Source organism: Bradyrhizobium sp. JR4.1, from assembly GCF_040548605.1.
In the GTDB taxonomy this organism is placed as follows: Bacteria; Pseudomonadota; Alphaproteobacteria; order Rhizobiales; family Xanthobacteraceae; genus Bradyrhizobium; species Bradyrhizobium canariense.
Map to the genome: position 1 here is coordinate 127710 of NZ_JBEPRY010000021.1, position 21917 is coordinate 149626.

At 59.8% G+C, this 21917-nt stretch carries 16 protein-coding genes and 5 pseudogenes; 10 read left to right on the forward strand and 11 right to left on the reverse strand.

Annotation, left to right across the window (positions count from 1 at the left end):
- Positions 1–29: 29 nt before the first annotated feature.
- Positions 30–401, reverse strand: coding sequence for a VOC family protein (locus ABIB90_RS31375; protein ID WP_354202028.1), 372 nt, complete (start codon positions 399–401; stop codon positions 30–32).
- A gap of 151 nt (positions 402–552) precedes the next feature.
- Here ABIB90_RS31375 and ABIB90_RS31380 point away from each other — a divergent pair, with 151 nt between their 5' ends.
- A complete protein-coding gene (locus ABIB90_RS31380; RefSeq protein ID WP_354202029.1) occupies positions 553–1098 on the forward strand; it encodes a TetR/AcrR family transcriptional regulator in 546 nt (181 codons plus the stop codon).
- Between the two features lie 676 nt (positions 1099–1774).
- Here the strand turns inward: ABIB90_RS31380 and ABIB90_RS31385 are convergent.
- A complete protein-coding gene (locus ABIB90_RS31385) occupies positions 1775–1939 on the reverse strand; it encodes a hypothetical protein (protein ID WP_354202030.1) in 165 nt (54 codons plus the stop codon).
- Between the two features lie 1201 nt (positions 1940–3140).
- Between ABIB90_RS31385 and ABIB90_RS31390 the strand changes: the two genes are divergently transcribed.
- The 4 genes and pseudogenes from ABIB90_RS31390 to ABIB90_RS31405 all read left to right on the forward strand — a co-directional run.
- Positions 3141–4406 carry a DUF3095 domain-containing protein gene (locus ABIB90_RS31390; protein WP_354202031.1) on the forward strand — a complete coding sequence of 422 codons (1266 nt, stop codon included), beginning with the start codon at positions 3141–3143 and terminating at the stop codon, positions 4404–4406.
- A 39-nt stretch (positions 4407–4445) separates the two neighbouring features.
- The gene (locus ABIB90_RS31395) at positions 4446–5198 is read left to right on the forward strand and encodes a gluconate 2-dehydrogenase subunit 3 family protein (protein ID WP_009859342.1); all 753 of its coding nucleotides are present in this window, start codon (positions 4446–4448) and stop codon (positions 5196–5198) included.
- A gap of 24 nt (positions 5199–5222) precedes the next feature.
- The gene (locus ABIB90_RS31400; protein WP_354202032.1) at positions 5223–6989 is read left to right on the forward strand and encodes a GMC family oxidoreductase; all 1767 of its coding nucleotides are present in this window, start codon (positions 5223–5225) and stop codon (positions 6987–6989) included.
- Positions 6990–7141: 152 nt separating this feature from the next.
- A pseudogene (locus ABIB90_RS31405) lies at positions 7142–7345 on the forward strand ((2Fe-2S)-binding protein); the annotation flags it as partial.
- Between the two features lie 533 nt (positions 7346–7878).
- Here the strand turns inward: ABIB90_RS31405 and ABIB90_RS31410 are convergent.
- Positions 7879–8178, reverse strand: a pseudogene (locus ABIB90_RS31410) (integrase core domain-containing protein); the annotation flags it as partial.
- A 46-nt stretch (positions 8179–8224) separates the two neighbouring features.
- Here ABIB90_RS31410 and ABIB90_RS41690 point away from each other — a divergent pair.
- A pseudogene (locus ABIB90_RS41690) lies at positions 8225–8545 on the forward strand (helix-turn-helix domain-containing protein); the annotation flags it as partial.
- 41 nt (positions 8546–8586) lie between these two features.
- Positions 8587–9960, forward strand: coding sequence for an IS30 family transposase (locus tag ABIB90_RS31420; protein ID WP_354202033.1), 1374 nt, complete (start codon positions 8587–8589; stop codon positions 9958–9960).
- On the opposite strand, the gene ABIB90_RS31425 is transcribed toward ABIB90_RS31420, so the two are convergent.
- Together ABIB90_RS31425 and ABIB90_RS31430 are read right to left on the reverse strand one after the other, a co-directional pair.
- The gene (locus ABIB90_RS31425; RefSeq protein WP_354202035.1) at positions 9890–10711 is read right to left on the reverse strand and encodes an IS3 family transposase; all 822 of its coding nucleotides are present in this window, start codon (positions 10709–10711) and stop codon (positions 9890–9892) included. The genes ABIB90_RS31420 and ABIB90_RS31425 overlap by 71 nt on opposite strands.
- On the reverse strand, positions 10629–10856 hold the full coding sequence (locus ABIB90_RS31430) for a transposase (RefSeq protein WP_354202036.1): 228 nt from the start codon (positions 10854–10856) through the stop codon (positions 10629–10631). The genes ABIB90_RS31425 and ABIB90_RS31430 overlap by 83 nt, the downstream gene beginning before the upstream one ends.
- A 133-nt stretch (positions 10857–10989) precedes the next feature.
- On the opposite strand from ABIB90_RS31430, the pseudogene ABIB90_RS31435 reads away from it, so the two are divergent.
- The 3 genes and pseudogenes from ABIB90_RS31435 to ABIB90_RS31445 all read left to right on the forward strand — a co-directional run.
- Positions 10990–11279 (forward strand): annotated as a pseudogene (locus tag ABIB90_RS31435) (hypothetical protein); the annotation flags it as partial.
- 183 nt (positions 11280–11462) lie between these two features.
- Positions 11463–11630, forward strand: coding sequence for a hypothetical protein (locus ABIB90_RS31440; protein WP_354202037.1), 168 nt, complete (start codon positions 11463–11465; stop codon positions 11628–11630).
- Positions 11631–12471: 841 nt separating this feature from the next.
- A complete protein-coding gene (locus ABIB90_RS31445) occupies positions 12472–13605 on the forward strand; it encodes an ABC transporter substrate-binding protein (RefSeq protein ID WP_354202038.1) in 1134 nt (377 codons plus the stop codon).
- A 185-nt stretch (positions 13606–13790) separates the two neighbouring features.
- On the opposite strand, the pseudogene ABIB90_RS31450 reads toward ABIB90_RS31445, so the two are convergent.
- The 6 genes and pseudogenes from ABIB90_RS31450 to ABIB90_RS31475 all read right to left on the reverse strand — a co-directional run.
- Positions 13791–13983 (reverse strand): annotated as a pseudogene (locus ABIB90_RS31450) (3-hydroxybutyryl-CoA dehydrogenase); the annotation flags it as partial.
- Positions 13984–14160: 177 nt separating this feature from the next.
- Positions 14161–16089 (reverse strand): CocE/NonD family hydrolase, encoded by a 1929-nt coding sequence (locus ABIB90_RS31455; RefSeq protein WP_354202039.1) that lies wholly within the window; start codon positions 16087–16089, stop codon positions 14161–14163.
- Positions 16090–16248: 159 nt separating this feature from the next.
- Positions 16249–16989 (reverse strand): class II aldolase/adducin family protein, encoded by a 741-nt coding sequence (locus ABIB90_RS31460; protein ID WP_354202040.1) that lies wholly within the window; start codon positions 16987–16989, stop codon positions 16249–16251.
- Between the two features lie 339 nt (positions 16990–17328).
- Positions 17329–18471: an ABC transporter substrate-binding protein gene (locus tag ABIB90_RS31465; RefSeq protein ID WP_354202041.1), complete on the reverse strand. Its 1143-nt coding sequence runs from the start codon at positions 18469–18471 to the stop codon at positions 17329–17331.
- Between the two features lie 760 nt (positions 18472–19231).
- Positions 19232–20023 (reverse strand): aspartate/glutamate racemase family protein, encoded by a 792-nt coding sequence (locus ABIB90_RS31470; RefSeq protein WP_354202048.1) that lies wholly within the window; start codon positions 20021–20023, stop codon positions 19232–19234.
- Positions 20024–20968: 945 nt separating this feature from the next.
- Complete coding sequence (locus ABIB90_RS31475) at positions 20969–21571, reverse strand: extracellular solute-binding protein (RefSeq protein WP_354202049.1); 603 nt, start codon at positions 21569–21571, stop codon at positions 20969–20971.
- Positions 21572–21917 lie beyond the last annotated feature (346 nt).

The window sequence follows — 21917 nt, forward strand, 5'->3', positions numbered from 1 at the left end:
CGGTGATCTTCAAGGGAAGCGGGCGGGCGTCACGGATGGGCGTAGATATTGACGAGGTTTCCGTCCGGATCGCGAAAGACGATAGCGCGGGCGCCCCAAGGCATGAGCTTCGGCGACATCACCCAATCGCTCACGATGTCCTGCAACCGTTCGTATTCAGCATCGATGTCGGGGACTTCGAAATCGAGGATCACCGAACGATTGGCCCCTGCCTCCGCGACGCCCGCGCCGTATGCCTCCGTCGACGCCTGCTCCACGATGGCCAGTCCGTCGCAGGGCTCGTTATGGAACTGAACGTAGCCACTGCTCAGTATCTCGGCCTTCGCCTGGCTGACGCTCTCGTAGAAGCGCGTCAGCTTCGCTACATCATTGGTAACCAGTCGGACTTGCTTGAGAGTCATGGTAGGATCACCTTGGATGGGTGTGCATTATGTTTGAAGCTACGCTACAGTATCGTAGCTAGATATGAGGAGTCAAGGTGTGTCTACAAAGTCCCGCAGCGAGGGGGAGCCAGTCAAAGGACCGGGGCCGCTACGGCGATCCAAGGAAGCCGTGAAGCTGGCGAGCCTGGCCGCCGCCTACGAATTGCTCACAGAGTTCGGGCTGAGCGGCGTCAGCGTCGACGAGGTGTCACGGCGATCGGGCGTCGCTAAGACCACGATCTACCGGCACTGGCCATCGCGCACAGGCCTTCTCTTCGATGCCGTCATGCAATTCGCCCCTCGGCTACCGACGCCCAACACCGGCAGCTTTCGAGGCGATCTGACCGCGCTGACACTGGGGTTCGCTGAACGCTTGCAGACAGGCCGGTGGTCGTCCGCGATGCCCTCGATCATTGACGCCGCCGAGCGCGACAAGGAAGTCGCCGAGTTCCAGTCGCGCACTCATGCTGGTATGATGTCGGGGTTCGGCGCGATTGCTGCGCGGGCGCAAGCGCGCGGTGAATTAGGCCCGAATTTTGATGCATCCGATCTTACGGCGGCTATCGCGGGGCCACTGTTCTATCGCCGGTGGTTTTCGCGGCAAGAGCTTGATGACGCTTTCGTTCGCGGCGTCGTCGAAAGGGCCCTTGGCTGGGATTCCAGCCGTCACGGCTAGATCCAGCTTGAACCTTGGCCTGTAAATGGCCGACCAACCCGGGCAGAGACCGCCTCGTAGCCTTTCGCGCGCAGGACAGTCTCACGCCGCCGGATGCGGCGCGGCTTATCTACGAAGGCGACAGCGGGTCGAAGCTGATGATTATCGCTCAATGCGGGTATCTGCCGCCACTCGAGAGATCATCCACATAGCCGTGGCGCAGCACCTGCACTTCACCCTACCGTCGCCGATAAGCAACGCCGTCAACCCCGCCTGGCGTTAGCTCACGTCCCGCGCGCAGCTTCTGCAACGCATCTCGCTCCGGGCTGGTCGGCAGATGGCTCGCCCCGGGTGGCATCTATTTTTAGCCTTTAACGCTCGCCGCATCAGCGTCCGAATAGCTTGATGTCGGCTCCTATACACCGGGCCCTTCTTTTTGCGGTAGGCATTCTTAGCCGACGATCAGCCACGTCACCCCGGCGATCGTGCCGTAAAAGCCCGTGAGTGCAATAAGCACGAAAGCTCGCTCGATCTTGTCCATTGAATTTCCCCCGCAAGAAAGCCAATCGGAAAAGACGAAGGTTACTCCCGCTCAGGGTCAATTCAAGCGCTGTTGTCAAGTTGCGGCAGCCTCGGGACTGTGGATAACGGGAAACTTCCACGCCATCTTGGTCGCACCTCGGCCTGGACAGCCACCCTAGCCTTGATCCATTTCACGTTCGTGACTCAGCTTTGCGAGCGTCGCGCGGAAGTTGGCGAGATCGCAGAGCAGCTGGTCGCGCTCGGGATTCTGCGGAAGCGCGAGGGCTTTCGTTTCCGCGTCTTCGGCTTGCTTTTTTAGTTCGTCTAGCACCTGACTCATTTTTCTGCCTTCAGCCCGATCTCCACCAGGCCCGCGAATTGCCTCTGGCCGAGAGTGAGGTTCTGCTAGGCTAGTCTCTTTTGGATTCCGTTTCTCGGTCCGCCGGGCCAGTATTCCGATTTGTTCGAAATCCAGTTCATGGCATCCGCTTCCGTCGCGAAGTCGGCAATGTGGGAAACGGGACCAACACCAGTTTTCACAGCCACAAACCAACGTCCGGTTTTTGTTTATTGGGGAGCAAAGGAGGGGAACGACTTTGGGCGCTGCATGACTTGCCCGGTTTAAGCGAGTGCCGACTTCCGCGCGATCGGTGCACCAATCGACGTTATTACTTTCGTACGGTGCTCCGTCAGTTCGGCAATAAGCCTATCCTTCAATGGCCCTGCCGCATCCTCTTCATCTGCTTCGGACGGCGGCGCGCGTTGGCACGCGCGACCTCGATTGGGCCAAGGGCGGCAAGTCTCTACAGATGCAGCTGGTGGCATTCCTCGCTCGGGCATCACGCGGCGCGGCGGCAATAACGATCGTCTATCGACTCTATGGCGAGAGGTGATTTCCCTCTCCGGCGTTGCAAGGTCATTCTCGTCGGGTGGTGGATAGTCATCTTCAAAGCGAACAGGAGCTACCGTGACTATTCAAGTCCGCGGCCTCGCGATTGCTGTTCCTATCGCGGTGGCTGCAACGGCCGAATCGTCTGCTGCTCCGATCAATTGCACGTCGATCAAGGCGGCGGTACTAGCCGCGACGACGGACGTGCGCTATCGGGTGCGGCGAGGTTATCCTACTGATAAATCGTACCGGGGCTATCCAACCTATGATTACTTCCATCCCGGTGAGGCCAAAGCTTGGCCGTGTGCGGCTCCCTCGAGCTGCCGCTAGCCAACATGTATTTGAGACATCATAGCGTTCCTCGATCATTCGCACGTCGTTCTTGGAGCAAGCTGAAACGAGTTCAGCGCGAGCGTATGTCTTCTGCCTTATCCTTGCGCATTTCATCGAGCTCAGTGCTGGTTATTCACCGAATGCGGGATGTTCAGTTGGCCGAGTGGTCCAAAGAGGATATCGCAACAAAGAATCAACGGAAGCTCATCACTGACGGTGACGACGTGGTAGCTAACGGTGAAACAGGCTTATTGGTAAGCTCACGCGCGCATCCCGGTCCTGTTGCGACGGTTTGGGATAACGACAAAGGAGCGAGCAAATGACGCTCCAAGACAGCTTGACGGGCAAATCAGCTCATGAACGCGCCTTCTCAAGCACGAATACGGGAAGCGCGAGTACAGAGCATTTCTACGCCAATCTGGAGCCGTTCGATAACTTCTCACAAATAACGCATTTCGACCGCTATCTCCCCTTACCGCGCGATTGGTTCATCGGAATTGCCGATGTCGTCCAATCGACGACGGCGATCAAGATCGGCCGATACAAAGCCGTCAACACGGTGGGCGCTGCGGTGCTGGTCGCCATAACCAACGCGTTACCTGAACTCTGCTTTCCCTATGTTTTCGGCGGCGACGGAGCGACCGTAGCGATCCCCGGCAAGTATCTTGACGAAGTGAAGTATGCATTGGCGCGAACTGCGGCATGGGCAGACGATACTCTCGATCTTGTACTTCGAGTCGCGATCGTTCCGGTTTCTGCAATCCGCGCAGCCGGTCACGATGTTCGTGTCGCGCGATATGCCGCGTCCGAGAACGTCTCGTACGCCATGTTCACCGGCGGCGGCATGGCGTGGGCGGAAGGACAACTCAAGAAGGGAGAATTCAAAGTACGCCGCGCACCGTTGAATGCCAAGCCCGATTTATCAGGGCTCTACTGCGGATTCGGGCCAATCCCTACCGAGCAGGGCACCATCCTCTCTATCATCGCCATTCCGGTCGAAGAGCAAAGGTCGTACGCGGCTTTGGTGGCGGATGTTTTGGCCTTGATCGAATTTTCCTCGCGTCGATCGGGCCATCCGTTGCCGGAGGGCGGTCCGTTGCCCGCCTGGCTCGGAGGCAAAATCCAGAGATTGCTTGATAAGCACTCCTCACACGCGCACCTTCTGACGGCCATCGCAGATGCACTACGAGCCATCAAGACGCGATTCGTTCTTTCGGCAGGTATTCGCATGGGCCAGTTCAAACCCCTCAAATATCGACGAGAGATTTCGAACAATACGGATTTCAGAAAGTTCGACGATGGCCTGAAAATGACGGTGGACTGTTCGCCGGAAATCGCAGACGCTATCGAGGCTCGACTGGTTTCGGCCCAGCTCTCTGGCGTTTGTGTTGCGGGCACACATCGTCAGACGAGCGCGCATCTCACCTGTTACGTGCCTTCAAACATCCGGTCAGATCACGTCCACTTCGTTGATGGGGCCGACGGAGGTTACGCCGCGGCAGCGGCCAAACTCAAAGCAGGCAAGACCGCTGTCATGGCAGGCATGGCAGCAGCGCGAGCAGTTGATACTCCGGCGGCACCTTGACACTTGCGGGCCGTCACAACTTGAAGGGCGAGGTCAGCCATGACCATCAAACGTCGCGAATTCGTTGTTGGAGCGGGCGTCATTGGCGTCGTCGGCGTAACTGGCGGATCAGTCGCCCCACAACCCGCATCGGCAGAGCATGCGATGCAGATGGGCGCGAAGCAGACTGCTCATGCATCCTCACCCGCACAGACGGCAACTTCCGCACCACCCGAGAAGCGCGCTTACACGTTCCTCAATCCCGATGAGGCCACCTGGGTCGAGGCGGCGGTCAATCATATGATTCCGGCCGATGACTTGACGGCCAGCGGCGTCGATTTGGGCATTGCCTATTTCATCGATCAGCAATTGGCAGGCGGTTTCGGGCAAGGCGGTAAAATGTTTATGCAAGGTCCATGGCATCCTGGGGTGCCCCAACAAGGATGGCAGGTTCGCCTCTCTCCTGCGGAAGCTTATCGCGCCGCCATCCCGGCGATCAACGCATACTGCACCAAGACCTACGGCAAGGACTTTTCATCGATCACGGAAAGTCAGCGCGATGAGATCTTAAATGATCTCGGCACAGGCAAAGCGGATTCGGGACCGCTTCCTGCTGGCCTCTTCCTTGATCTGCTTTATCAGAACGTGATGGAAGGCTTTTTCAGCGATCCCGCTTACGGGGGCAATCGCGATAAGGCTGCGTGGAAGATGATTGGCTATAGCGGGGCGACCGGGAACTTCGTCGACCTGATCGAGACGACTTACAACAAGCCTTACACCGAACCAAGCCAAAGCATCGCTGACTTGAGCTGATTTTCAGGTCGAAGGAGAATTCCGATGGCGACGAAGTTGAAACCCGTCGACGCAGTCATTGTTGGTTTTGGCTGGACCGGGGCTGTGCTGGCCAGGGAACTCACAAAAGCGGGACTCAACGTGCTGGCGCTTGAGCGCGGCGGGATGCGCGACACTATCCCGAACTTTGCCGCGCCGATGATACATGACGAATTGCGTTTCGCCATTCGTCATGACCTAATGCAGGACGCCTCCCGCGAGACTCTCACCTTTCGCAACAACGTCGACCAGACGGCGCTGCCGATCAGGCGCTGGGGATCGTTCTTGCCGGGAAATGGTGTGGGCGGCGCAGGCGTCCACTGGAACGGCCAGCACTATCGGTTCGCGCCCAGCGAGTTCAGGATCCGCAGCCACTATGGCGAACGATACGGCAAGACGTTCATTCCTAAAGAAATGACGATACAAGATTGGCCAGTTACGTACGACGAACTTGAGCCCTACTACGACCGCTTCGAATATCTCTGCGGCACCGCCGGGAAGGCCGGCAACATCAAAGGCGTGATCCAGGAGGGCGGGAATCCTTTCGAAGGGTCCCGTGCGCGCGAATATCCGAACCCGGCGATGAAGCGCAGCTTTCAAATGAAGATGTTCGAGGATGCTACGCGGGAAATGGGGTTTCACCCCTATGTTCAGCCATCCTCCGACGTTACGCAGGCCTACACGAACCCTGAGGGTGTGGACATGGGCTCCTGCGTGTACTGTGGGTTCTGCGAGCGCTTCGGTTGCGAAATGTCAGCGAAGGCAAGCCCGCAATCGACGCTTCTGCCACTTCTGCTAAAAGACCCTAGATTTGAATTACGCACGCTTTCTCATGTCACTAAGGTCAATCTTGACTCCGGCCGCAAAAAGGCAACCGGCGTTACCTATATCGACTCGCAAGGTCGGGAGTTCGAACAGTCCGCCGATATGGTACTGCTCTGCGCATTTGGTCTGCATAACGCACGGCTGATGATGCTCTCGGGAATCGGTCGCATCTACGATCCTAAGACCGGTAAGGGTAGTGTTGGGCGCAACTATGCCTACCAGATGTCCAGCAGCGTCACCGCGCACTTCAACGATAAAGTCTTCAATCCGTTCATGGGCGCCGGTGCGTGCGCCATGATCATAGATGATTTCAACTACGACAACTTCGATCATGGGCCGCTCGGCTTCGTGGGTGGTTCTTACATCTGTGTCGAGAGCAAGGGGCAACGGCCGATCGATTTCCGCAACCTGCCACCAGGCGAGCCTCGCTGGGGCAAAGGCTGGAAGCAATCGGTTGCCCACTGGTATAACCGAACTTTCGTGATCGCGTCTTTCGGCAGCGTCACAGCCCAGCGCAGCAACTATCTTGACCTCGACCCGAACTATAAGGACGGCTTCGGCAATCCCCTGCTGCGGATGACGTTCGACTTCAGCAAAAACGATCTGGACATGTCGAAGTACTGCACCGATCGTGCAGCCGACATTGCCAAGCACATGAACCCGGACAAAATGGGCATCAACTATCGCAAGGGCCCTTATTCGATCGTCCCTTACCAGACGACGCACACGACAGGCGGCACCATTATGGGAGCCGATCCGACAACCAGCGCTGTCAACCGCTATCTGCAAAGCTGGGATGTTCCCAACGTGTTTGTTTTGGGCGCCGGCGCCTTTCCGCAAAACCCGTCGCACAATCCGACGGGCACTGTCGGAGCTCTGGCCTATTGGGCGGCCGATGCAATCACAACGAAGTATCTGAAATCGCCGGGGCGCCTGGTCCCGAGCTGAGCACGTCGGACCCGCGCCGATGGCGCCAGCCATCGAGTAGAACGCGACCCCATGGAGCACGATCTGAGGTTATTCCGGAGCGGCCGATGTACGCCAACGTTGGGGCGCTTACGGCGCCTTACCGTCACACGCGATAATATCACTGGTGCAGAATGGCATATGTTCTCACGGTAAACGGCAAGCCGCATACGATGGACGCTGACGGCGACACCCCACTGCTGTGGGTGCTTCGCGACATGCTCCAAATGACTGGCACCAAGTTCGGATGCGGTATGGCTATGGCGCTGTGCGGCGCGTGCACGGTGCATCTCGAGGGCGCGGCGACAAGAGCCTGTATCACTCCGATTGACAGCGTCCGGTCGCCGAGTGATCACCGCGGAGGTTATTGCGGTCCGGGCATGTCCGTATCCGCGATGCGGAACGGTTTCCCAACGTGCCCAAACCTGATATCAGCGCCGCGAGAACGATCTGCTTGCCTTCGTGGCGGATCGTAGAGCTCCTGGTGATCGCGCGCCGCTTCCGCTGCAACGTCGTCCTGCGCGGTGGTCAGCTCTTCACCGAAACTTTCGAAGGCAACTGGCTCCATAGGCGTGGCGCGCGGGGAGGCCGGACTTCATCGTCTATCGCCTCGTTTGGCGCTCGGCCGGCTGATGCTGCCCGGATAGCAAAGACACACTCACGCGCGTAGTTCGCCACCCGGCCCAGCTACCGGTTGACCTACTCACGATTATCGACATTGATCTTTGGTCTCCGCGGCGCAATCACCCATGCGCAGCAGCATCTGCAACCTGGAAAGCGCCGGTCGTTAGGCCTTTGCGGGGCGAGAGGGCCCCACCGGCCAAGCCCGGTTTGAACCGCCCCGGGTTTGCCGGAGGCCATTTGGTTTAAGTTATGCCGCCATGGCCGGTTGTTCCAGCATGGCGTAGTAGCGTTGTTCGGCTTCGGCCGGCGGGATGTTGCCGATGGGCTCCAGGAGCCGTCGGTTGTTGAACCAATCCACCCATTCCAGGGTCGCGAACTCGACGGCCTCGAAGCTGCGCCATGGCCCGCGCCGATGGATCACCTCGGCCTTGTAGAGGCCGTTGATGGTTTCGGCGAGAGCGTTGTCATAGGAATCTCCGACACTACCAACGGAAGGCTCGACGCCAGCTTCAGCCAAGCGCTCGGTGTACTTGATAGAGACGTATTGGGCGGATTCAAACGGTCGTCGCAACACCAGGAGTTTGGAGGTTGCGATGAACGTTGTAAGGCGCAGATCGGCGCGGTCAGGACGAGCCCCATTGCCGTCGCCAGGACGGCCCTCTGTTGCCGGGCGCGATGAACAGAATAAATTTTGGCGGGCGATTGCCGCTGGGTTAAGCAGCGAAGATGCTGCACTCGAAGCCGGATTGTCACAACCTGTCGGAAGCAGATTATTCCGAAAGGCGGGCGGCATGCCACCAGCGATGTTCAGATCTTCGGCAAAGGCACTGTCCGGGCGGTATCTCTCGTTGAATGAGCGCGAGGAGATCGCACTTCTCAAGGTGCAGGGCCATTCCATACAGGAGATTGGGCGGATTCAAACGGTCGTCGCAACACTCGCACATTGGAGGTTGCGATGAGTATTGGAGGACGGAGATCGGCACGATCTGGACGAGCGCCAATGCCATCGCCGGGGCGGCCGCAAGTTGCGGGGCGTGACGAACAGAGCAGATTTTGGCGGGGGATTGCCGCGGGGCTAAGCAGTGAAGAAGCTGCGCTTGAAGCCGGAGTATCGCAGCCTGTCGGATACAGATTGTTCCGAAAGGCGGGCGGCATGCCACCAGCAATGTTCAGATCCTCGGCAAAGCCGCTCTCCGGGCGGCACCTGTCGTTTGCCGAGCGCGAGGAGATCGCACTTCTCAAGGTGCAGGGCCACTCCATGCAAGAAATCGGGCGCCGCCTCGCTCGGTCCGCCTCGACAATCTCCCGTGAACTGCGACGCAATGCAGCTACCAGAAGCGGCGGGTTGGAGTATCGTGCGACGACTGCCCAGTGGCATGCAGACCGATCGGCATGTCGGCCCAAACTGACCAAACTTGCGCTCAACAAAACCTTGCGCACTTATGTGGAGGAGAGACTTGCCGGCGTCGTCGTGGCACCGAGCGGCGCTTCCGTTCCCGGTCCGGTCGTTCCGTGGAACGGTCGCCGGCATGGCCCGCGAAGAGATCGGCGATGGGCCAAGGCCTGGAGCCCGGAGCAGATTGCCCGACGCTTGCCGATCGACTTTCCGGACGACAACACGATGCGCATCAGCCACGAAGCCATCTATCAGGCTCTCTTCGTTCAAGGCCGGGGAACGCTACGCCGCGAACTGACGGCCTGCTTGCGAACGGGGCGCGTGCTAAGAGTGCCCAGAGCACGCGTAAAAAGGCGAGGCAAGGGCTTTGTCTCGCCGGAGATCATGATCAGTCAACGTCCCGCCGAAGCAACCGATCGAGCAGTGCCGGGACACTGGGAGGGAGACCTCATCCTTGGTCTTGGCAGCTCAGCGATTGGTACGCTGGTCGAGTGTACAACCCGGTTCACGATGCTGCTGCATCTTCGCCGCCTCATGGGGCACGGCGAAGCTCCGCGCATCAAGAACGGGCCTGCGCTCGCGGGACACGGCGCTGAAGCCGTACGGGACGCGATTACTCGCACCATCATCACCTTGCCACAAGAACTGCGGCGTTCGCTGACCTGGGACCAAGGCGCCGAAATGGCCCAGCACGATCGTCTCAAGATCGATGCAGGCGTTCAGGTCTACTTCTGCGATCCGCAAAGTCCATGGCAGCGCGGAACTAACGAGAACACCAACGGGCTGCGGCGTCAGTACTTCCCGAAAGGCACTGACCTCAGCGTCCATAGCGTCCATGACATCACCGCCGTTGCTGCCGTCCTCAACGCCCGACCGAGAAAGACGCTGGGATGGAAAACGCCGGCGGAGGCGCTTGACGATTGGCTATCATGAGTGAACAAGATCGCTGTTGCGACGATCGTTTGAATCCGCCTTGGGCGCCGCGATCTGAGTGGTGGATCAGGCCGGCACCAGGCTGCTGCGTCGAAATGGCCATCCGCAAGGCCGTCAGCGGCAGGTCGGCTCGCAAATGATCCGCCATCGCCCAGCCGACGATCTTGCGGCTGTACAAATCCATGACAGTGGCCAGATAAAGCCAGCCTTGATCGGTCTCGATGTAGGTGATGTGGGCCAGCCAGATTTGGTTCGGCGCGGCGGAGCTGAAGTTCCGCTCGATCAGGTTCGGCGCGATCGGGAAGTCGTGACGGCTGTCGGTGGTCCGCACCCGGCGTGGCCGCGCCATGATGGCCCGGATACTTTGACGGCGCATCAATCGCTCGATGCGACCGCGGCTCGCCCCGTGGCCTTGGGCCCTCAACTCGGCATGAATCCGAGGGCTGCCATAGCGTCCGCCTGCGTCGCGGTGTACCCGTTTGATGTCGTCGACGAGGTCACGATTGGCGACAGATCGACGGCTCTCCGGGCGCGCGCGCCAGGCATAATAGCCGGCCGGCGAGACCCCGAGCATGTCGCACAGGATCGTCACTGGATAGTCGGCGCGGCGATCTTCGATAAAACGGAATCTCATTTCGGAGCTCCAGCAAAGATCGCGATCGATTTTTTTAAAATGTCGCGCTCCATGCGCAGCCGCTCGTTCTCTCGCTGCAAACGGGCGACCTCTGCCGCGTGGTCCGCCGGGCCCCACGTTGCTCCACCCAGCGCCGTAACACCGAATCGCGAAGGCCAAGCTCCTTGGCCACCGATCCGACCGAGCGGCTACTGGATGCGACCAGATCAACTGCTTGCCGCTTGTAGTCGTCCGTAAACGACCGACGTTGACGTCCTTCCATCCGACACCTCCTGGCTCATCGAGCCTACTACAGGTGTCCATCAACTCGGAGGAGGTTCAGTCCGTCCGCATCTCTTGAATTCAAGCGATAGGTGCATTCAATGCAGACATATTCCGACCGTACAACAATGCCCCGCGAGCTGGACGAAAACGAGCAGGCCCAGAAGCGCTCGCAACGGGAACAGGACGGTAGCGAGATGAAGTCGGTCGAGCTCGAGCGCCCGATCGCCGAGGCCAAGACGCTGATCGAACGCCGGAACGCCTTCGAGCTGTTGCGCGACCAGGCCGCGAGCACTACGAGCGCCACGCCGGCAAGCCCTGGTTCCCGCGCAGCGGATCGAAAGTCAACCACCGCGATCTCACCGCGGCGATGATCGACAGCCGCGACTTCCTCATGGCGAAGAAGCGGGCCGAGCAAGAGATGTCGTTTAACACCGCATAGTTGCCTTTGGAGGCGCTCAGATACGATCGAAGCGAATCCGCATAGGTCGGCTCGGCCAGCATGCCGCCGCTCCGGCTCCGCCTGCGAGGTGATTGCAACGCTCAGTCCGACACTCCGGGCGTCTGTTAGTGGGGATGGTCTTCCGCTCGGAACAGGAGCCGACGCATGTCCCTCAACGACGCACACGCCTCTGCCTTGAGCTTCGCCACCCCCCTGGTAGCGGCGATCATCATCTTCCAGGCGGGTGACGGCACCCGCTCGGCGATGCCTGCGACCGAGTATGATGGCGACACCGCCGCGCTCGTCCACGAGGTCGATCCTTTCGCCTCTTGACCGCCGCAACACGGCCGGCCGCGCCGCGGAAACCGCCCACGATTTCCGCTCCCGGCACAGCCGGCTTTTTCGGCTATAGTGCGGTCGCGCCGTGGTGGTGGTGGCGGGCTCAACCGTCAGACCTTTCTCACGGAGGCCACATGATGTTCATCCTCGCATCCCTCGCGGCCATCGGCCTGCTTTGCTGGGTACTGTTCACGCTGGCCGTCTTCGCCTTGCGGCGTTCTTCGGCCTGATCGCGGGCGCACGGGATCGCGCGCCGGCCTCGTCGGCGCGATCCTGGTCGGCGTCGCCGCGGCTGCCGCGACCTTCGCGATTGGCCAGTTTCTGATCACCTTCACCCGCCCGCTGTGGCTGAAGCTCGTCGTCGCGATCGCCTTGTCGCGCCGGCGGCGATCGGATTCCATGCCACCCATGGCATCGTGAAGCACATCATGCCGTCGGACGCGTGGCAGATTGCGTTCTCCGTCATCGGGGCAGTCGCGTCGGCATCACGACGTTTGCGCTGGTCGTGGGGATGGCGGTCGCCACCGTCTCACCGGCCGAAACGGCGCTCGGGCTTGACGTCAGGCGTCCCCCTATGCAGGCCAGGGCAGCAGCCATGGCAGGCCGTCCCGCCGGTGAGCGCTGTTGCTGAAGCGTGTCGCCGCTGGATCGATGTTCGGCCCCAGGTGACTGCCGCCACGCGCCGCAAATCAGAGTTTCGCGGATGCGGCCTAAATTCTCCTTCGAATGGCGGCATCATACAGTATTCCTTCGTGTGATCGAAGATATTCGAGTTTTTGGGCGTTAGAAGGGCTTAGGGAAGTTTGGAGGGCAAACGAGCAAGGAGGGAACTGTGATGAAAAAGCAAGAACCTTATACCCGGCCAAATAAAGGCCTCAACCGGCGGGCTGTTCTTCAATCCACCGCAGCGTTGCTAAGCGCCCCCTGGGTGGCGCGAGCCAATAAAGCCTGGGCTCAGGAGAAGCTGACCGGCAGTGGCGAAGTTGTAGCCTTCAGCTATGGCGGGTCGTATACAAAAGGGATCCGCGAGCGCGTGTACGATCGGTTCACCAAAGCGACGGGCATCAAGGTCATCGATGTTGTCGCGGATGTTGCCGAGCCGCAAGTCCGGGCGATGGCCACCGCCGGGCGCATCGATTGGGATCTCGCCTTAATTGACCGAGTGCGCTACGCCGAATTCCATGAGGCCGGCACGTTCATGCCGATCGACTACAGTCTTTGGGATGACGAAGCCCTAAAAGGGGTACCTGCGGATGCTCGTCGCGAAGACGCAGTTGTCGCATTCAGTTCGGCAGCGTTGCTTGCTTACAATGAGCGCGCCTTCCCGAAAGGTGGCCCAAAGAATTGGGCTGATTTCTGGGACGTCAAGGCTTTCCCTGGACCGCGTGCCTTGCGTTCGATCGCGTCGGACATGGTGTTGGCGCTCGCAGCCGACGGCGTGGCCGCCTCGGAACGATGGCCGTTGACCGATGACAAGATCGACCGGGCGCTCAAGAAGTTCGACGAAATCAGGCCGCACGTCGCAAAATGGTGGAAGGCAGGGGGGGAGCCTGTTCAGGCTTTGCTCAACGGAGAATTTGTCATGTCGAGTTGCTATGATGGCCGGGCCATCGTCGCAATCCGTCAGGGGGCGCCGATCCGGATCGTCTGGGATGGTGCAAACCGACATTTGACCGATTGGGCGGTCCTTAAAGGCGGGCCTAACAGCGGCAATGCGCAAAAGCTTCTCGCATTCATCAATGGCGCTCAAACTGCGGCTGGCTTTACGTTGGCGACTAATTATGCTGGCCCGAACGTTAATCAGCTCAAGTATTTGCCGACCGATCTTGTTCCGTTGCTTGGGATCGAGCCGAAGAATGCGTCGCAAGTGGTGCTCGCGGACGATGTATGGCTCGGGTCGAAGCGCCCCGATGGCAAGACGAACCGGGATCACATCGAGGAGCGCTGGCTGGCATGGCAGACACGGTGACCTCTCCCATCTTCGGCGATGAGGCGGTGGTCTCGCAAGCTTCGTCATCGGTCAGGCCCACACGCTGAGCATGGCTGCTGCTGACTGGAACCCTCTTTGTCGTGGTTCTCTTCATCGTCCCGCTGGCGGCGCTGCTTCTGCTCTCGTTCGGGATTCCGGGCAAATCAGTACCGCGCTCCGTGTCGAGCATCCACCAAGCCTACGCCCGCATCGAGGGTGTAGATCGCGCCGTTGATCATCGGCAGCAGGATGCGGTTGACACGATGAAGGTGGGGAAGTCTTCCCAGGTCGTCGCATTCTTGCCGAGGCTTACCCCATGAATTCCTCGACAGATTCCTAGGTGGGATCATCCGCTGCGATACCCCGGATCAGCTCCACCCGATTGACATTTCGCCGATGGCCCGGTGCTCGGCGCCGCGCTGCAGAGGCCGAGCACCGCCCGTGACGCCGCGGTCACCCCGGGGTTTACGCCCGTTCTGGCGACAGACCTGGTCGGCCGCGGATGCGAAGCATCGCATTCGCGAAGAGCGCGGGCTCGCACATTTTCTTTATCGGCTAATTCCAGATGCGGCTCAACACCGGGACGCCGTCCAGCGTCACTTCGCCACTTAGCACCGTAGCGTGCTGCGTGTAGTGGCTCCTGGTACGGATCTCGACGCGCTCTCCATTGGGCATACGTACGTCGACGCGCCCCTCGCAATGCACGGACGCGGCATCAGGCCGCTTCGCGGGGGTCGTTGCGCGTGCGCTCAACTGGAAGCGGAAGCTGGCGCCGCTCGCCGTGCGCAGGTCGCTGTTGGATTCGATTTGGACCGCAACACCACCGGTCACGGCGTCGCGTTCGATCTTCCAGACTGGCGGCTCCGTGGGCACGTTCCAAGGCCTGCGATTCACCTGGGGATCGGGCACCGGCAGCGCTGGGGCGGGCAGCTGCTGCGCAGTCTTCGGCACCGTCGGTACTCGTACGAACGAACCCGCATGCCGCACCTTGATCGTGGGATTCGTGCACAGCGGCCAGATAAACGGGAAGTCGGAGCAAGCGATCGCCAATCGCAGCCGGTGTCCTGCGGGTACGACATACGACGTAGGCCAGAGCGGCACGCGGTACTCGACCACTCCGCGCTCGACGCCGTTGTCCGATGCTTCGCGCTTGATGGCGGACAACCAGCCGGTCGTGATCAGTGACGAACTGCCGTTAGGCGCGACCACGGCGAGGCGGGCAACCAGCTGCAGCTCTTCGCCCTCCTCCAGCGCCACCTGGAGGGTAGCCTCGGGCGAACCGGTGAGCTCGACGTCCTCCTCGAACGGCACGCTCGTGTAGGTGAGCGATCGCAAGTCGTCCTCCGCCTGCTCCCGCGGATAACCGACACCGAGCTGAATCATGTCGGGCATGGTGGACACAGTGCCGACGGTGGGATCGGCAAGATACTTGTCATCAGTATCGCCATGGACCGCAGTGCGGGCCAGCGCATGGCCGGGTTGCAGGTGCCACTCCTCGACGCCCGCGTGGGGGACCGGCCAAGCGCTCTCGTGCTTCCACTGCTCGAGACCCTGCACGAACACCGTGACGTCCGGCTCCCGCGTGATGCCGGTGTCCTGGTTCTTGAGCCACTGGTCGAAGAAGCGGTGCATCTCACGCAGTATGTCGACCGGCTCTTTCGGCGCAACGTCCGGGAAGCGATGCAGCCACGGCCCCATGAGGAGCTTCTTCGGCCCTCGCACGCTCCCGAACGCATCGACCATCGCCTGGGGGAAGAAATCGCGCCAGCCACCGATCAGGAAGGTGGGCACTTCGATGCGCTCGACTGCGGTCCGCTTCGGCGCACCATCCTTGACCTTGTAGAACTCCTGGTTTTCACGCATGCCGCCGCGTTCGTAGCTGCGAAGGCGCTCCCGCCAGATTTGCATCCAGCGGCCCTCGGAATCCTGGTGCAATGGTGGCACCAGGTCGAGGGCGAGCATCATTGACATCCAAGCGGCGTTGCCGATGCAGCGCCTACAGCCGTTGCCACCACCGTCCTCGCGACGACCCCAGGAGCCGTGCACCGGCACGATCGCCTTCAGGTGCGGCGGGCGGAGCGCCGCGATGGCGAACGCAAGCTCCGCACCATAGGAAATGCCCCACAAGGCGACTTCGCCGCTGCACCACTCCTGCGCCGCCGCCCACTCCACCGCTTCGGCGCCTTCGAGGCTTTCCTGCTGCTGGTGGGCCTCGCTCAGGCCGCCGGAGCTGCCGGTCCCCCTCAGGTCGACCAGCAGCGAGGCGTACCCCCGCTCCGCGAAATAGCGGCTCGCGTAGGCGTGCGAGCTGCCCATGCGGCCGTCCTTGTGATAAGGGTAGAAGCTCATCAGCACGGGATACTTCCCCGGCCCGGCGGGCAGGCAGAGATCGGCTGCCAGATGCACGCCGTCCTTGAGGGGGATCAGGACGTTGCGCTGATAGCGCACGCCTTGCCGGGCTTCAGCTTCTTTCGCACGCTGCATGAACTTGTCCTCTTGATAAATTGGTGTGTCTCGCATCACGCTTTCACCGGCGTGAGTTCCGGGTCATATGCAGTGGCTTCCGGAGACCCAGGCCGAACGTCTGTTTCGTCGCAACCTGTTCGGTTTGGCGGAGCCCTGCACGCGGACCGATGAACCTCGTCACGTGGCGTATTCGGGGCTGATGCAATCGAGACGGCGTTTCAGAGCGGTCCAAGGACGTGGGCTCCTATTGTATCCCTCTCGTTGAAATTGCTCCGCGGTATGGGAGGCGATCTTGTCGGATGGCAGAACGATCTTTTGTCCACCTTGTGTAGCTGCTATCTGGATTCGACATGATTGCTCCAGAAGAAACATGTTGAGGAAGGCTTCGGAAACTGTACGTCCGACCGTCAGCAAACCGTGATGCTTGAGGATCATCACGTCTTTTTGCCCGAGATCACGCACGAGACGTTCGCGCTCGCCGAGATCAAGGGCCACTCCTTCATAACTGTGATACGCAACGTTGCCGTAGAAGCACATCGATTTCTGATTGAGGGGTAGAAGCCCATCTTCTTGAGCCGCAACCGCCATTCCTGCCACAGTGTGCGTATGCATCACGCAATGAGCATCGTCACGCGCCATGTGCACGGCGGAATGAATTGTGAATCCTGCGTTGTTGATCTTTGCCTCGTCCTCTGTCTTCATGGCATGCCCGGCCGGGTCGACGACGACCAGACTAGAGGCCGTGATCTCGTCGAACATCATGCCGTACGGGTTGAGAAGAAAACGGTCTGCCTTCCCCGGCAGGCGCGCCGACAAGTGGGTGGAGATCAAGTCGTCCATGCCGAAATGTGCAAGCAGGCGATAGGCCGCCGCCAAGTCGCAGCGGATCTCCCACTCCTGTGAGGCATCGTCGCACATCGTCCCGTCTCCTAAACAAAGAATGCGCGGCGATCATAGGTTCGCAAAAGCCAAATTGTCGCTGATGAAGAGCGTTAGCCAGTAGATATTCTGCTTTTTTCAAATCTATTTGCAGATTTGATGCGCAGTGCTCTATGCGGCTGCGTAACCAAGGCAACCACAACCGATTCGAGGCATGACGCAAATTGTCATGCCGATCATGATCCTGCGGCAATAACCAGAATCGCCGCACGGCGAACGGAGCAAGTCAGTTCGCTGCGTCGCTAGACTTTTTCTGCCGCTCAGCAATCGCTCGTATTCATCTATTGTCTCGACTTCTCTGAAGCCCGCCTACAGCGCTCATTGCGCCCGCCACGCCAGCCATCGCTCCTGGAGGTGATCTGCATTCGTCTTACCATCAGGCCGCTTGGCAGCTAGCCAAGCAGAATCCTCCGGAATGACTTTAGAAGCATTCTTCGGATCGATGCTGAGCAGCCGGATCCACTCGGCTGGGAGATACTGGAGCTGATGTGTATTCGGCCCAGGATAGCCAGTGCCTTGAGTAAATCCGGCCGCAATCGGCGCCCGGTTCAAGAATGCGAACAGCTTTTGCGCATTCGCTGTATTGGGACCACCCTTAAGAATCGCTGCATAGCTATACGTGAGCCAGGCCCCTTCCCAGACAAACTTGATCGGAGCCCCCTTTCGGATCGCAGCGGTTACACGGCCGTCAAACGCGCTAGTCATCGCGTATTCGCGGTTGATCAGGAGTTGAGGCGGTTCACCGCCCGCACTCCACCACTTGCTGACATAGGGCTTGATCTGGTTCAGCTTGTCGAATGCGCGATCGAGCTTCTCGTCTGTTAGGGGCCAGATATCCTGATGCGCGAGCCCGGAGGCGAGTAGCGCAAGTGGGATGGTATGCTTGCCAAGCAGGGCCTCGAGGCCACGGGCTCCCGGAAATTTCTTGAGGTCCCAAAAGTCTACCCAGTTTTGTGGACCACCGCTTGGAAAAACCCGCTCGTCGTAAGCGAGAACCCCCGCCGTTTGGAAAACGACAATTGCGTCGTTGAGACGTGCGTGCCGCGGCGTTCCTTCGAGCGACTCCTGGTCCCAAAGAGTGTAATCAACCGGCGCGAACATTCCAGCTTCATGCATTGCTGGATAGTTCTGCACGACAATGTAGGCAACATCCCAGTCGACTCGGCCTGCCTGGTGCATCGCTTTGACCTGGGGCTCGGCCAAATCGGCGACCACATCCACGACTTTTATTCCGGTTGCCTTCGTGAACGGCTCATAGACAAATCGCCGAATGCCTTCGGTAAATGAGCCACCATAGCTAAAAACGACCACTTCGCCCCTGCCCGCAAGTTTTTCCTGCGCCCAGGCACCTGTCGCTTTGGCAACGAAGGGGGCGCTCAACAACACTGCCGCTGATTGAAGCATTGAGCGCCGGCTCTGGCCACCGGACGAATGGATTTGAGAAATCTGTCGTTTAGTCATGACCCCTCCTGGTATGCACAGTCATTTGCTGCGCCCACGCTTACGTATGTTCTTAAGCGCTACAGCGGCGCACACGGATGGACCTTACCGCGGTTAAGCAACCCTACAGAATCAGGTACTGCCTTCGTACTCTTCGGTCGCTGATAAACCGTTGTAAATCGGGGCGCGGCTGTGAATCTGCGTCGATGGAGATCGAGTAATGTTCGTGCAGCGCGGCCAGTCGACAAAGCTTGGAGCGGCCGGCCGGGACCGCAGAAATGAGTTAAGGCGCGGATCGTGCTATTGGCTACGGATGAATTGAGGGGAGAGGCGATTGCGGGGTCGACAGGGAAGGGCAGCTCACGGACCGGCGCTGGCCTCGGCGGCCTGTGGCCAAGGTACGACGAGTCGCTGAAGGAGGTGATCTTCCCATCGCTGAGCAAACTGCTACGACAGCGGTGGGGCCAAAGTCGATTACCCAAAGCTAGCCGCGGTTCGCACCCGCGAGCTTTGCTGATGTAGAAACCAGCAATGAACATGGCGCTGGTAAACAATGCCCTGAGTGCACCGCATTCGCGATCAATAAACCATGGACTTAGTTGAGGGGAATCTCTCATTGCCGGGCGGCCCTCCCTGGGCGCCGACTGCATACCGGTGTGCAAGCCGAGCCGGTCGCCGCAGTGACGGCAAGGAAGCTCAGATTATGCGCCAAGCTGACTGTATACCGAAGAGGCGCCGGGCGGGCGAGTTCCGCGCGTGAGTCAATCACCACGTCACCGCCCTAGTCGATTCCGGCGAATGGCCTACGTATCAAACCACCGATGACGAACTCGATCATCGAAGTAAAGTCGAAGACCGGAACGCCTGTAGCTCGCTGAACCGCGGCCGCATAGGGCGGTAACTCCGAACACTCGAAGAGCAGCATCCCGATGTCCGGTCGATCCTTGAGGAGACCGACGGCGGCAGCGACAGTTTCCCTTTCGACAGCAGTGCCATCGAGGTCGCCGCTAGCTGTAAGAAAAGCAGCGGCGAAACAGGGAGCATCCTCAAGGCCCGCTATGACCACACGGTCGGAATCGGCCGGCACCCCCGCGGCTTCCAACATGTCCGGAGTCAACGACGACGCCTTTGCCGTGATGATACCAAGCGCTTTGCCGCGCGGCAGCATTTGTCCCAGCAATGCAGCGAGAAGTAGTGGTGAAAGCAGCACGGGCACGTCGACGGCATTGCGCACGGCGTCCTGATAACGCAACATGAACCCGCAGTTGGCGGTAATCATTTGCGCGCCCTCGTGTACGAGCTCAATGGCCGCCTGGACCGCGGCCGACGCGTATTTTTCGCAATCGGGCGCGACAAGTTCAGTGAATGAGAGGCCAGGGATGGTTTTGTAGCGAGCAGGTATGCTCCAAGTGCTGGCATTGCCGACGCTGCCGGGAATGAATGGGCGGCTGAACTCACCGCTGCGGCCGATCCGCTCAAGGAGCAAGATACCCACGGGTGCGCCGTAAAACGCCTGGTTCGGGTGCCGCGAGGCGAATCGGGACTTGCCTTGGGTGAGCTGAGAATTGTTTATCTAGCTACCCTCTCTCCACATGGGCCAGTCCACTGGTGAAGGTCGGTCCAATCAACGACCGTGCCAGCCACTCAAAGCGAACGGCCAACATTGTAAACTCGCCTCAGCGCGGCATTTCAACGAAAACCCGCATCGGACCGGTGCAAAACTGCGTTATCCGGCCTTTCATGCAAGCGGCCGCCCTTGCGAACGTTATGCGCATATGCCCTCGCGGCCGATTTCATGGTTCGAGATGGAGCGTGCAGATGTCGGGGGTGAGGATCTCGATATCCTACGCCTGCCTTTTCGGACAGCATTAGCGTCGTGCCAGGGCTAGCGACCTTACGGTGCTCGTCCGAAGGCGCGAACCAGCCGGGCGCTCATGAGGAGATTGATAATGCGATCGCAGGCGGATGCAATCCATCAGATCACGATGGAGGTCGATCGAGATCGAGGGCTGGCGGTGGGACCGCGGGTATAGATATGAACGATCAGTCGGATTGCCGTGATCACACAGCTGATGAAGGTCTTTTGCGCTTGCTCGCTTGCCATAAGAAAATTCGCCTTTGAAGCTGTTCTCTAACACTTTAGGGCGATAGGCACTGGAGCGCCGCCGCTCCCTGCCGGAGTAACAGGAAGCCAACTGACCTTCGCGAGTAGCAAGGAGCAACAAGGCCCGGTTGTGCGGACCAAGCTCGCGAGGACTCCCCCGGCGGCTGATAGCAATTGAGCTCAGCGCGTTCGCCATGCGAGCCAACGCTCCTGGATGGGATCTGCATTGGTTGGTCGCATCTCCACGAGCCAGTTGGCGTCATCAATGATGCACTTCGAAGCGTTCTGCGGATTCACGTTGACCTGCGGGATCAACTCCGCCGGCAGATACTTGAGCTGATTTGTATTTGGCCCCGGGGTAGCCGGTGCCCTGCGTCCACCCCGCCGCGATCTGCGTGCGGTTCAGAAAGGCGATCAGCCTTTGCGCGTTCCCCATATTAGGCCCCCCTTCAGAACCGTCATGTATGTGTAGGTGACGTAGGCGCCCTCCCAGACAAATTTGATCGGCGCGCCCTGGCGGATCGCAGCAATCAATCGGCCATCGAACGCGCCCGCCACAGCATATTCTCGGTTGATCAAGAGCTGAGGCGCCTCACCGCCCGCGCTCCACCACTTGGTAATGTACGGCTTGATCTCGTTCAGCTTTGCAATCGCGCGATCGAGCTTGTCGTCTGTCAGTGGCCAGATATCCTTGTGTGCAACACCGGCGGCCAGGAGCGCAAATTGGATGGCGTGCTTACCGAAGAGAGTGTCGAGACCCCTTGGTCCCGGAAACGTCTTGACGTCCCAGAAATCTGCCCAGTCTTGGGGGCCAGGTCCCGAAAAGAGGCGCTGGTCGTAAGCAAGCACGATCGCGGACGCAAGCCCCACGACCGCGTCTTTGAGACGCGTATGCGGCGGCGCGCCCTCAAGCGCTTCTTGATCCCATAGACTGTAATCGATGGGCTCGAACATCCCGGCTTTGTGCAGTGCCGGATAGGCCTCCGCCTCGATATAAGCAACAATCGACGCGGCCAGCCTGGTGCATCGCCTTGACCTGGGGCTCCGCTAAATCGGCCACCACATCTAGGACTTTTATTCCGGTCGCCTTCGTGAACGGATCATAGACAGATCGCCGAACACCTTCGGTAAAGGAGCCGCCATAGCTGAAGACGACGACTTCGCCGCTGCCGGCAAGCTTTTCCTGCGTCCAGGCTCTTGTGGTGTTGGCAACAAGCGGCAGGCTGAGCAAGGTCGCCGTCGACTGGAGTACGAGGCGCTGGCTCCGGCCGCTAGACTGTATGTCCCCCCACAAAATGAGGCGACTCACCCTCGATGTTGCGACGAGGGTTGCCCGGATGGACCGGGTAGAGCCTCAAACAAG

What these genes read in the sequence shown, in the direction of transcription:
- ABIB90_RS31375 (WP_354202028.1), bottom strand. Translation starts at nt 401, where the DNA reads ATGACTCTCAAGCAAGTCCGACTGGTTACCAATGATGTAGCGAAGCTG.
- ABIB90_RS31385 (WP_354202030.1), bottom strand. Translation starts at nt 1,939, where the DNA reads ATGAGTCAGGTGCTAGACGAACTAAAAAAGCAAGCCGAAGACGCGGAA.
- ABIB90_RS31390 (WP_354202031.1), top strand. Translation starts at nt 3,141, where the DNA reads ATGACGCTCCAAGACAGCTTGACGGGCAAATCAGCTCATGAACGCGCC.
- ABIB90_RS31395 (WP_009859342.1), top strand. Translation starts at nt 4,446, where the DNA reads ATGACCATCAAACGTCGCGAATTCGTTGTTGGAGCGGGCGTCATTGGC.
- ABIB90_RS31400 (WP_354202032.1), top strand. Translation starts at nt 5,223, where the DNA reads ATGGCGACGAAGTTGAAACCCGTCGACGCAGTCATTGTTGGTTTTGGC.
- ABIB90_RS31420 (WP_354202033.1), top strand. Translation starts at nt 8,587, where the DNA reads ATGAGTATTGGAGGACGGAGATCGGCACGATCTGGACGAGCGCCAATG.
- ABIB90_RS31430 (WP_354202036.1), bottom strand. Translation starts at nt 10,856, where the DNA reads ATGGAAGGACGTCAACGTCGGTCGTTTACGGACGACTACAAGCGGCAA.
- ABIB90_RS31440 (WP_354202037.1), top strand. Translation starts at nt 11,463, where the DNA reads ATGTCCCTCAACGACGCACACGCCTCTGCCTTGAGCTTCGCCACCCCC.
- ABIB90_RS31445 (WP_354202038.1), top strand. Translation starts at nt 12,472, where the DNA reads ATGAAAAAGCAAGAACCTTATACCCGGCCAAATAAAGGCCTCAACCGG.
- ABIB90_RS31455 (WP_354202039.1), bottom strand. Translation starts at nt 16,089, where the DNA reads ATGCAGCGTGCGAAAGAAGCTGAAGCCCGGCAAGGCGTGCGCTATCAG.
- ABIB90_RS31460 (WP_354202040.1), bottom strand. Translation starts at nt 16,989, where the DNA reads ATGTGCGACGATGCCTCACAGGAGTGGGAGATCCGCTGCGACTTGGCG.
- ABIB90_RS31465 (WP_354202041.1), bottom strand. Translation starts at nt 18,471, where the DNA reads ATGACTAAACGACAGATTTCTCAAATCCATTCGTCCGGTGGCCAGAGC.